This window comes from Kitasatospora cystarginea (assembly GCF_039533515.1).
GTDB classification, from domain to species: Bacteria; Actinomycetota; Actinomycetes; order Streptomycetales; family Streptomycetaceae; genus Kitasatospora; species Kitasatospora cystarginea.
In genome coordinates this window covers 60410-70484 of record NZ_BAAATR010000032.1, presented here as the reverse complement: position 1 = coordinate 70484, position 10075 = coordinate 60410, and the positions used below count along the sequence as shown (strand labels likewise).

Genomic DNA, 10075 nt, shown 5'->3' with positions numbered 1-10075 from the left:
GCCACCGCCGACCGCGAGACCGCCGAGCAGCGCGAGCAGGCCGAGGCCTACGACCGCGAACTGCGCGCCACCGCCGACCGCGAGACCGCCGAGCAGCGCGAGCAGGCCGAGGCCTACGACCGCGAACTGCGCGCCACCGCCGACCGCGAGACCGCCGAGCAGCGTGCCGCCGCGGAGCACGACACCACCGAACTGCGCGAGCAGACCGACGCCGAGACCGCCGAACTGCGTGCGCGGACCGCCGCCGAGCTGGCCGACCTCCGCGAGGTCGCGGCCGCCGAGATCTCGCAGCAGCGGGCCGAGGCGCATGCCTATGAGGAGCAGCTGCGCGCCGAGGCGGAGGCCGAGCGGCAGAGCGCCCACGACTGGGCCGAGCAGCACCGGGCGGAGGCCGAGGCCCAGGCCCGGCAGACCGTCGCCGAGGCCGAGGAGCAGGCGGCGGCCACCCTGGCGGAGGCCGAGGAGTTCACCGCCGCGCTGCGTACCGAGGCCGAGGAGTACGCACTCGCCACCCGCACCCTCGCCGAGGAGTACGAGGCGGCGACCCGGGGCCGGGCGGACGCCTACGACGCGGAGACCCGCGAGGCCGCCGAGTCCTACGACAGGACGACCCGCGAGAAGGCCACGTCGGTGCTGGAGAAGGCCTTCGCGGACGCCGAGGCGCTGGCCGAGGACGCCCAGACGACCGCCCTGGCCACCACCGCCGCCGCCGAGGAGCAGGCGGACGCGATGGTCGCCGCCGCCCGCAAGGAGGCCGACCGGCTGGTCGCGGCCGGTGAGGCGGCCGGGCAGGCCGAGGTGGAGCGGGCGCGCTCGGACGCCGACGCGCTGCTGTCCGAGGCCCGCCGGGACTCCACCGCGATCCGCGAGCGTGCGGAGGAGCTGCGCGAGCGCACCGACGCCGAGATCGAGGCGCTGCACGAGCGGGCCCGCAAGGAGAACGCGCAGGCCATGAAGTCGGCCGGCGAGCGGGTCGACGCGCTGGTGACGGCGGCCCAGGAGCAGCTGACCGAGGCCGAGGAGCAGGCCGTCGCCACCGTGGCCGAGGCCGAGGAGCGTGCGACCGCGCTGGTCACGGCGGCCCAGGAGCGCGCGACCGAGCTCACCTCGGAGGCGTCCGCGGAGGCCAGCAAGGTCCGGATCTCCGCCGTACGCAAGGCGGAGGGCCTGCTCAAGGAGGCGGAGCAGAAGCTCGCCGACTCCACCGCCAAGGCCGAGGAGCTGCGCACCGAGGCGGAGACCAGGCTCAAGGCCGCCCAGGACGAGGCGGAGGAGCAGATCGAGGCGGCGGCCGACGAGGCCGAGAAGCGGCTGCGCCGTGCCGACGAGAGCGCCGACGAGCAGCTGCGGCTGGCCAAGGAGGAGGCCGAGCGGCTGCTCGCCGAGGCCAAGGCCGAGGCCACGCGCGTGACCGACCAGGGCCGGCGGGAGTTGGAGGAACTGGTCCGCCGCCGCAAGGACATCAACACCGAGATCTCCAGGGTGCAGGACGTGCTGTCGGCCCTGGAGGCGTTTGAGGCACCGACACCTGCGCCGCAGGAGAAGGCCAACGGGGGATCGAACAGCAAGAAGTCCGGGTCCTCCGGCCGCGAGGGCGGCTCGAAGACGAGGGCAGGAGTGGGTGCTCCCCGATCGGGTGGCAATCGCTCCGGAAGCGCACCACCCGATTGAGCGGACATTGTCCGCGAAGGTTCGGCATTCCGCGGATGACACTCCGGTAACGTGTCAGGATTCCCCGGAACACCTCAGCGGTCCGACGACAGGAAGTCCTAAGTCCCATGAGCGACAGTCACTCCCCTCACGGCTTCGACCTGGTGCGTCGTGGGTACGAGCGTGCCCAGGTCGACGAGCGGATCACCAAGCTGGTGGCCGACCGTGACAGTGCATTGGCCCGGATCAGCGCCCTCGAGAAGCGGATCGAGGAACTGCACCTGGAGACCCAGACCGCCCAGGCCGCGGTGGCGGAGGCCGAGCCCTCGTACGCCGGTCTCGGCGCCCGGGTGGAGAAGATCCTCCGGCTCGCCGAGGAGGAGGCCAAGGACCTGCGCGAGGAGGCGCACCGCGCCGCCGAGCAGCACCGTGAGCTGGCCGAGGCCGCCGCCCAGCAGGTCCGCACCGAGGCGGAGAACTACGCGAAGGACCGCAGGGCCAAGGCCGAGGACGAGGGCATGCGGATCGTCGACAAGGCCAAGGGCGACGCCGCCCAGCTGCGCGCCGAGGCCAACAAGGACGCCCAGAACAAGCGCGAGGAGGCGGACGCCCTCTTCGAGGAGACCCGCACCAAGGCCGCCCAGGCCGCGCTGGAGTTCGAGACCAACCTGGCCAAGCGGCGTGAGCAGTCCGAGCGCGACCTCGCCGCCCGGCAGGCCAAGGCCGAGAAGCGACTCGCCGAGATCGAGCACCGGGCCGAGCAGCTCCGCCTGGAGGCCGAGAAGCTCCGTACCGACGCCGAGCGCAGGGCCCGCCAGACCGTCGAGACGGCGCAGCGCCAGTCCGAGGACATCGTGGCCGACGCCAATGCCAAGGCCGACCGGATCCGCAGCGAATCCGAGCGCGAGCTGGCGGCCCTGACCAACCGCCGTGACTCCATCAACGCCCAGCTCACCAATGTCCGCGAGATGCTCGCCACCCTCACCGGTGCCGCCGTCGCGGCCGCCGGCGTCCCGGGTGACGACACCCTCGGCGTCCCGGCCCAGCAGTCCCGCTGACCTCAGGTCCCGCAAGCGGCCCCGCCGATCCGGCCGGGGCCGCTTCGCCGTGGTGGCCGGGCCCTCCAACCGAAGGAGCCCCCGGCCGGAGGATCCGGCTCCGCGCCGGGCGCCGCACAGCACCCCCAGGGGCCACTGCCACGGCCCTCCCGGACGCCCGGCGGACGTCAGTGGCCCACGCGCCGGAGCAGCCCCCGTACCGCCGCGTTGAAGGTCTCCGGCGCCTCCAGCGAGCTGAGGTGCCCGACGCTCGGGATGACCGTGAGCTGGGCGTCCGGGAGCGTGTCGGCCATCAGCCGCGCCTCGGACAGCGGCGCGAGGGCGTCGAACTCGCCGACGATGACGGCCGCCGGAACGGTGACCGAGGCGAGGATGTCGAGCGAGTCCTCCCTCGCGGCCATCGCGCGCTGCGCCCAGGCCACCGCCCGCGGCGCCGACTCGGCGACCATCTGCCTTACCCGGGCGACCAGTTCGGGATCGGCTCCGGGCCCGAGCAGCCCCTCCTCGATCTTCTCCTCGGCGAGCAGCCGCACGCTGTCGCGGGCCAGTACGGCCTGCGCGATCCGCTCCCGGTTGGCCCGGGCCTGCTCGGTGTCGACGGTGGCCTTGGTGTCGGCGAGCAGCAGCCCGGACAGGCGGTCGCCGTGGCGGCGGGCGAAGGCCATCGCCACGTACCCGCCCATGGACAGGCCCCCGATCACAGCCCGGTCGGTCCCCACGGCGTCCAGCAGCCGGGCGACGTCGTCGGCGATCAGGTCGATCGACGGCTCCTGATCGCCCAACTCCGCCCCGCCGAAGCCCCGCTGGTCCATCGTCAGCACCCTGGCCCGGTCCCCGCTCGGGCCGGGGAGCAGTTCCAGTTGGGCCTCCCACATCCGGGCCGAGAGCGGGAAGGCGTGCAGCAGGACGAGCGGGGTGCCGGTGCCGTTCTCGCGGAACGCCGGTGTGCTGGGGAACGTCATACCGCCACCGTAGAGCGGCGCGCCGAGTAGCCGCGACCAACGCACCCTTGTGACTTCCTCCCCTGGTGCCGAGGGGCCCCTCGGCCTCGCGGCCGGGCCGCTGCGGGTGAAGCCCGGGGTGACCGCGAAAGGAACCCGGTGCTCCACCTGTTCGCGGCCGAGGTCGCCGCGATGCCGCAGGACCGGACCGTGGCGCCGGGTGGCCCGTCCAAGAGCCGCGACACACTGAAGCCTTCGGGGCCGCACCGCCTCAGTACCGCGGAGCCCCCCGCCCCCGCTGGAGGTTGGCGGTCCGCCGTTCACGGGCGTTCCAGCAGGCCCGGTGCCAGTGCCTCCGGTCGTCCACCCCGGCACCGTGGCCCGGCCAGGCGACGACATGGCCGACGCCCGGCGGGATCTCCTGGTCGCACCCCGGGCAGCGGTAGTACCGCCCCGCCGTCCCGGCGACCACCTGCACCACCCACTCCTCACCCTGGAAGGTCTCCGTCCGCCGCAGCGAACCCCCGAGCGGCGCGGACGGCGGCAGTTCCTCGGCGGCACTCCTGCTCCGGCTGCTGGGGATCCGGTTACGGCGAGGCGACACGTCAACTACCTCTCGGCGGCGCGGGGTCTTCGGGGCTTTCTGCGGTCTTCCAGGGTACGGCGCGGCCGCAGCCTCCGAATACCGTCGGTTACGCCACTATCACGGCGGGGACGGGCACTTCGGCGTTTCCCTCGAGATCCACCCGTTCCCTGGCGAAATTCGGAGACCGGCGTGCCATTGGCACATGACATCGGTTACTCACAGGGGGACAACGCGGGGCTCGCACACCCTGCGGCCCCCGAGGAGGCACCCGATGACCATGACCAGCCCGCTCCCCGGCACGCACCCGCCGGCTGACCCCCACCCGGCGGCCGGCTCGTCCCGCAGTCCGCTCCCCGAGCCCTCCGACGGGCACCCGGCGGCCGTCGACGCGATCCGGGTCGGCACCTTCCAGCTCTCGGCCCAGTTCCCCGGACAGAGCCACGCCGAGGCGCTGGAACGCACCGTGCACAGCGCGGTCGCCGCCGAACGCGCGGGCCTGGACAGCGTCTGGCTGGCGGAGCACCACTTCGTGCCGTACGGCGTCTGCCCCGACGCGGCGACGCTCGCGGCGATGCTGCTCGGCCGTACCCGCCGGATCGGCGTCGGGACGGCGGTCAGCGTGCTCTCCACCACGCACCCGGTGGCACTGGGCGAGCGGGCCGCACTGCTACACCTGGTCTCGGACGGCCGGTTCACCCTTGGGGTCGGCCGCGGCGGCCCCTGGATCGACCTGGACGTCTTCGGCACCGGGCTGGCCGCCTACGAGGAGGGCTTCCCCGAGCGGCTCGACCTGTTGCTGCGCTGGCTGCGCGGCGCCCGGGTGGGCGCGGACGGACCGCAGTTCCGCTTCCCCGAGGTGGCCGTGGTGCCCAGGGCCGCCGAGCCCGCACCGGGCACGGCCGCCCGGGTGCCCGACCTCGCCGACTGGCTCGGCGTGGACCCGGGGACGGGCACGCTGCTGCGCTTCCCCCGCCAGCGCCGGGACGGCATGACCGGCGGCTCCCAGCCCGGTGACCAGCCGCAGGGCGGCCCACCGGTGATCGCCGCCTGCACCTCCCCCACCGGCGTGCGGACGGCCGCCGAACGGGGCCTGCCGATGCTGCTCGGCATGCACTCCGGCGACGAGGACAAGCAGCAGATGCTGGCCGCCTACCGGACCGCCTGGCGGGCCTGCGGCCGCGGCGAGGAGCAGCTGGCCCGGGTCGAGCGGGAGCATGTCGCGGTCGGCGTGGTGCAGATCGAGGACCGCATCGCGACCGCCCGCGACGGCCTGCTGAGGTCGATGCCCGGCTGGTTCGAGTACGGGCTCGGCGCGCACCGCACGGTGGACGGCCGCGAACGGCGGATGCGCGATCCGCACGCGTACACCGAACTCCTCTGCGACCTGCACGCGGTGGGCACGCCCGGGCACTGCGCGGACCGGCTGCTGGCCACTGCCGAACGCACCGGTATCCGGCGCTTCGCCCTGCTCGCCGAGGGCTCGGGCGACCGTGCGGCGACCCTGAACAACATCGCCCGCCTCGGCGCCGAGGTACTGCCGCAGCTGAGTTGAGCCCGGCACCCGGCAGCTCCCTTGCGGGAGAGCCGGGTTGCCCGGCACTGCAGCACCGGGGGCGCGGCAGCCGCGCGGTCGGCCCCGCACCTGCGCACGGGGTCTGCCGTACGGCTCCCCGCGCCCCCGGAGGCTCCGTTCAGCAGTCCCGCAGCTCCGGCGACTGGTTGAGCAGCTGGGCCCGGATCGAGGTGAAGCGCCGGTGGCGCTCCTCGTTCGCCTCGGACGAGGTGAAGACCGCGACCCGGTGGCAGTTCTGGAACGCCAGCCGGACACCGAAGTGGCGCTCCAGCGAGCCCCGGATCGCGTCACTGGCCATCGCCCGCAGCAGCTGGCCCCGCTCCCGCTCGCTGGGCGGCGGTACCTGGTTGTCGGCGAAGTCGGTGCCGTCGACCTGGACCTGGGCGACCAGGGAGCTGATCAGCTCCCAGGCGTACGGCAGGGAGACGCGGACGCAGTCCACGAACTCCCGCTCGTCGACCTCTCCTCTCTCGGCCTTCTCCAGCAGGGCCGGTGAGACGTCGAGCGACATGGGTTCTCCTCTCGCGGTCCACCGCGACGCGGCCGCCGCGGTGGTCGTGCGGTTGGTGCGGATGGTGCCGTGCCGTGCTCGGCTGATGCCCGATGGCGCAGGATCGCGCACGGTGCCTTGTGCCCTGCCCGGTCCTCGGACGGGCTTACGCATGAACGCTGCTGTGACGCTTGGGGCTTTGACGCTGGGGTGACGCTTGAGTGACGTGCGAACCGGCACACGGCCGGGCCCGCGACGGTGTGCGCCGCGCCCCGACGGGCCGGACGGCCCCCGGGACGGCGGACGGTCCGGCGGCCACCGGGTCGAGCGACGACCGCTCACCACAGAGTGACAGGCGATTGTCAGCGCGGCTGGCGAATCCGGCGCATTGCACCGGATTAACCGCCCGGAAGACCAGATTGGCCGGATTCCGTCGGACCGTTCATCTCACGTCTCCGTCCCCGTCGAGTGGCCCCTGGCAGCGGAGGGCGTGTGCGGTGTGCGCCGGCGCGCGGGTGCCGGACTCCATGGTTCGCCGTGTCCGGGGTTTCTTCACCCTGCCGTCGCGGAATCGCTTCAACTGGCCCCGGTGGGCTAGCGTGGTGGACCGTGCGTCTCGTAATTGCCCGTTGCTCAGTCGACTATGCCGGTCGGCTCTCCGCCCATCTCCCGTCCGCCACCCGGCTGATCCTGGTCAAGGCCGACGGCAGCGTCAGCGTCCACGCCGACGACCGCGCCTACAAGCCGCTCAACTGGATGTCGCCGCCCTGCAGCCTCAAGGAGGCCGACGGTACCTGGACGGTCACCAACAAGGCCGGCGAGAAGCTGATCATCAGCCTGGAGGAGGTGCTGCACGACTCCTCGCACGAGCTCGGGGTCGACCCCGGTCTGGTCAAGGACGGCGTCGAGGCCCACCTCCAGGAGCTGTTGGCCGACCGGATGGAGGTGCTCGGCGCCGGCTGGTCGCTGATCCGCCGCGAGTACCCGACCGCCATCGGCCCGGTCGACATCCTCTGCCGCGACGCCGACGGCACCACGGTCGCCATCGAGATCAAGCGGCGCGGAGAGATCGACGGTGTCGAGCAGCTGACCCGCTACCTGGAGCTGCTCAACCGCGACCCGCTGCTCGCCCCGGTGAAGGGGATCTTCGCCGCCCAGGAGATCAAGCCCCAGGCCCGCGTCCTGGCCACCGACCGCGGCATCGGCTGCGTCGTCCTGGACTACGACGAGCTGCGCGGCATCGACGACGACAAGCTCAAGCTCTTCTGAGACCGGCCGGCGACAGGGAGCGGCGTCGCGCGCCCTGTCGCCGGTCGCTCTCGGCCCGCGCCCTCCGAGGCGGCGCCGAGGAGAGCAGGGCAGGGCGCGCGCCCGGTGAGCCCGGGCCCGCCCGGCCCCTGGAGGTGTCCAAAAGGCCCTGCACCCGGGGCGGGCCCATCACGCGCCGCCCCGGGTGCGGTTGGCTCAGGGGGTCCCGGAGGCCGAGCCGCTGGTCTTCGGCGTCGACGGAGCCGAACTCGGCGGATCGGTCTGCGACTTCGTGGGAGAGGGATCAGTCGTCGGCGGCGCGGACGTGCTCTTGGACGGCCCCGGGTCCGGCGAGTGGTCCGGCGAGTGGTCCGGCGAGGGGCCCGTCGACGGGCCGCCGGTCGGCGACGGCGTGCCACCGCCGCCCGGCCGGTGGGTGGGCGAGGGTCCCCAGGTCTCCCCCGAGGACGGGTCCGTGGCCGACGTGCCTGGCCCGTCCCCGCCCGTGGGCCGGTGGCTGCCGCCGTGGCCCGTACCGCCGCCCTTCGTCCCGGCCGCCCCGGTCCCACCCGGCCCGGGAACCGCCGTACCGCCCGCCGGGGCCCGGCCTCCGGCCGGAGCCGACGGGTGGGGACCGGCCGTGGTGCTCCCGGCCGTGGGCAGGTTGTCGGTGAGCGGGGTCTCCTCCAGCGAGCCGCCCGGCTGCACCGTCCTGGTCCGGTCCGAGTGGGAGCCGGCCAGGCTGAGCCCGACCGCCGTACCGAGGACGGAGAGCGCCAGCACCGCCGTACCGACGGCCAGGACGGCCCGCCGGGTGCGCTCGGGCACCCGGGCGTTCCGGAACCGCCGCGGGACCGCGATCGCCCGGATCCCGGGGCGCCGGCCATCGGCCTCGGGCGCGCTCTCGACCACCGGCAGCTGTACGGTCTGCGCCCGCATCAGGTCGAGCATCCGCCGGGCCGCCGCGCTCCCGCGCGCCTCGCCGGAGGCCGCCCGCAGCGTCACGGCCGTCTCCAGCTCGGCCCGCGCCCGCTCCGGCGCCCCCTCGCAGAACGCCAGCACACCCAGCTCCTGGCGGAAGTGGGCCTGGTCCACGGTCGAGCCGAGCGACTGCGCGGCCTCCAGACCGAGCTCCAGGACCCGCTCCCACGCTCCCCAGCGCAGCGCCAGGGCGAGGGCCGGGGCCGCCGCCCTGGCGAGCTGCAGCACCTCCTGCCACCGGCCCGCGGCCCGGTCGGCGAGCAGTGCGCCGATCACCACCTCGGCCTCGGCGGCGATCTGTCCGAGGTCCACCGAGCCGTGCCCGACCCACCAGGAGAAGTGCCGGGCCGCACCGTGCGCGACCGTCCCGGGCGCCCAGTGCGGCGCCAGCAGGTCGAGTACGCCGGAGGAGAGCCGGTGGTGCCCGCCGATCGGGACCGAGAGACCGCAGTCGGCCAGCTCCCGCAGGACGCTCTCGCCCAGGTCCTCGTCGATCAGCGCGGGCAGGTGCGGCGCCGTCGGCAGCTCGCCGCCGAACGCCACCGCCAGCCGCAGCACCGCCTGCGCGGACTCGCTCAGCCCCTCCGCCAGCCGTACCGCGGGCGAGGCGCTCTCCGCGACCGAGGGCAGCCGGACGGTACGGCGCAGCTCGCTCTCCAGTTCGGCCGGGTCCTCCGGTTCGGGTAGCTCGTTCACCAGCCCGAAGACGCTGTGCCGCTCCTGCCGGGCCGCGACCAGCCCGTCGACCTCCGCGTCGCGCCGGCGCAGCAGCGCGGCCGCCTGGACGAAGCGCAGCGGCAGGCCCTCCGACTCGAACCAGAGGTCGACCACCCAGGACCGCTCGTGCTCCTCCAGCGGCCGCCCCGCGAGCCGGGCCACCAGCCCCAGGCAGGCGGGCCGCGAGAGCCCGGCCACCGGGCGGTCCTCCAGCCGGGAACCGGGCACCGGTGGCGGGCTGTCCGGGGCGACGGTGATCAGGAAGGCGCAGTCGGGCGCGGTGGCGAGCAGCTCCTCCAGCTCCTCGCCGGACGGCTCCACGTCGTCGATCACGACGATCGCGCCGACCGGTGCCAGCAGCGCGGGCAGCTGGTGGTGGTCCGGTCGGTAGCCGGGGTTGTGGTGGGTGGCGGCGAAGAGGTCCTGGAGCAGGTCCTGAGCCGTCCTGCGGTAGCCGCTCAGCCGGACCACACCGTCCGGCGCGATGTCGGCGGCCGCGTCGCCGACGGCCGCCAGCAGGGCGCTCCGGCCGGAACCCGGCTGGCCGACCAGGCGCACCGACCGTCCCTCGGAGAGCAGCCGCAGCAGCTCCGCGACCTCGGTCTCCCGGTCCAGCAGCAGCGCCTCGGCCGAAGCGCGGCCGAACCTCTGCGCGCCGGCCGGTGCCCCCGCGCCACCCCGGCGGCGCGGGGAGGGACGCCAGTCCTCCGGGCACGGCCGGGCCTCCGAGCCGTCCGGCCCGCCGATGGTCAGCAGCAGACTGCCGGAGACCACCTCACCGGTCCTGGGCCGCAGTCCGTCCTGCCGGAGGTCTCCGGATGGCTGTACCAC

Annotated in this window: 7 protein-coding genes and 1 pseudogene; 4 read left to right on the top strand and 4 right to left on the bottom strand. The window is 74.5% G+C overall.

The annotated features are described in order from the left end of the window. Window positions 1–1671, top strand: a pseudogene (locus ABD369_RS28790) (hypothetical protein); the annotation flags it as partial. 107 nt (window positions 1672–1778) lie between these two features. Beyond that, the gene (locus ABD369_RS28785) at window positions 1779–2708 is read left to right on the top strand and encodes a coiled-coil domain-containing protein (protein ID WP_344639479.1); all 930 of its coding nucleotides are present in this window, start codon (window positions 1779–1781) and stop codon (window positions 2706–2708) included. A gap of 167 nt (window positions 2709–2875) precedes the next feature. Here ABD369_RS28785 and ABD369_RS28780 read toward each other — a convergent pair whose 3' ends face one another. Then, window positions 2876–3670, bottom strand: a complete 795-nt coding sequence (locus ABD369_RS28780) for an alpha/beta fold hydrolase (protein ID WP_344639478.1) — start codon at window positions 3668–3670, stop codon at window positions 2876–2878. Window positions 3671–3920: 250 nt separating this feature from the next. Further along, on the bottom strand, window positions 3921–4253 hold the full coding sequence (locus tag ABD369_RS28775) for an ATP/GTP-binding protein (RefSeq protein ID WP_425557802.1): 333 nt from the start codon (window positions 4251–4253) through the stop codon (window positions 3921–3923). Between the two features lie 373 nt (window positions 4254–4626). On the opposite strand from ABD369_RS28775, the gene ABD369_RS28770 reads away from it, so the two are divergent. Beyond that, window positions 4627–5787, top strand: a complete 1161-nt coding sequence (locus tag ABD369_RS28770) for an LLM class flavin-dependent oxidoreductase (protein WP_344639509.1) — start codon at window positions 4627–4629, stop codon at window positions 5785–5787. A 139-nt stretch (window positions 5788–5926) separates the two neighbouring features. On the opposite strand, the gene ABD369_RS28765 is transcribed toward ABD369_RS28770, so the two are convergent. Then, window positions 5927–6319 (bottom strand): SCO5389 family protein, encoded by a 393-nt coding sequence (locus tag ABD369_RS28765; protein WP_344639477.1) that lies wholly within the window; start codon window positions 6317–6319, stop codon window positions 5927–5929. Between the two features lie 588 nt (window positions 6320–6907). Between ABD369_RS28765 and nucS the strand changes: the two genes are divergently transcribed. Then, the gene (gene nucS, locus ABD369_RS28760) at window positions 6908–7567 is read left to right on the top strand and encodes an endonuclease NucS (RefSeq protein ID WP_344639476.1); all 660 of its coding nucleotides are present in this window, start codon (window positions 6908–6910) and stop codon (window positions 7565–7567) included. A gap of 195 nt (window positions 7568–7762) precedes the next feature. On the opposite strand, the gene ABD369_RS28755 is transcribed toward nucS, so the two are convergent. Further along, window positions 7763–10075: an ATP-binding protein gene (locus ABD369_RS28755; RefSeq protein WP_344639475.1), complete on the bottom strand. Its 2313-nt coding sequence runs from the start codon at window positions 10073–10075 to the stop codon at window positions 7763–7765.

What these genes read in the sequence shown, in the direction of transcription:
- ABD369_RS28780 (WP_344639478.1), bottom strand. Translation starts at nt 3,670, where the DNA reads ATGACGTTCCCCAGCACACCGGCGTTCCGCGAGAACGGCACCGGCACC.
- ABD369_RS28785 (WP_344639479.1), top strand. Translation starts at nt 1,779, where the DNA reads ATGAGCGACAGTCACTCCCCTCACGGCTTCGACCTGGTGCGTCGTGGG.
- ABD369_RS28765 (WP_344639477.1), bottom strand. Translation starts at nt 6,319, where the DNA reads ATGTCGCTCGACGTCTCACCGGCCCTGCTGGAGAAGGCCGAGAGAGGA.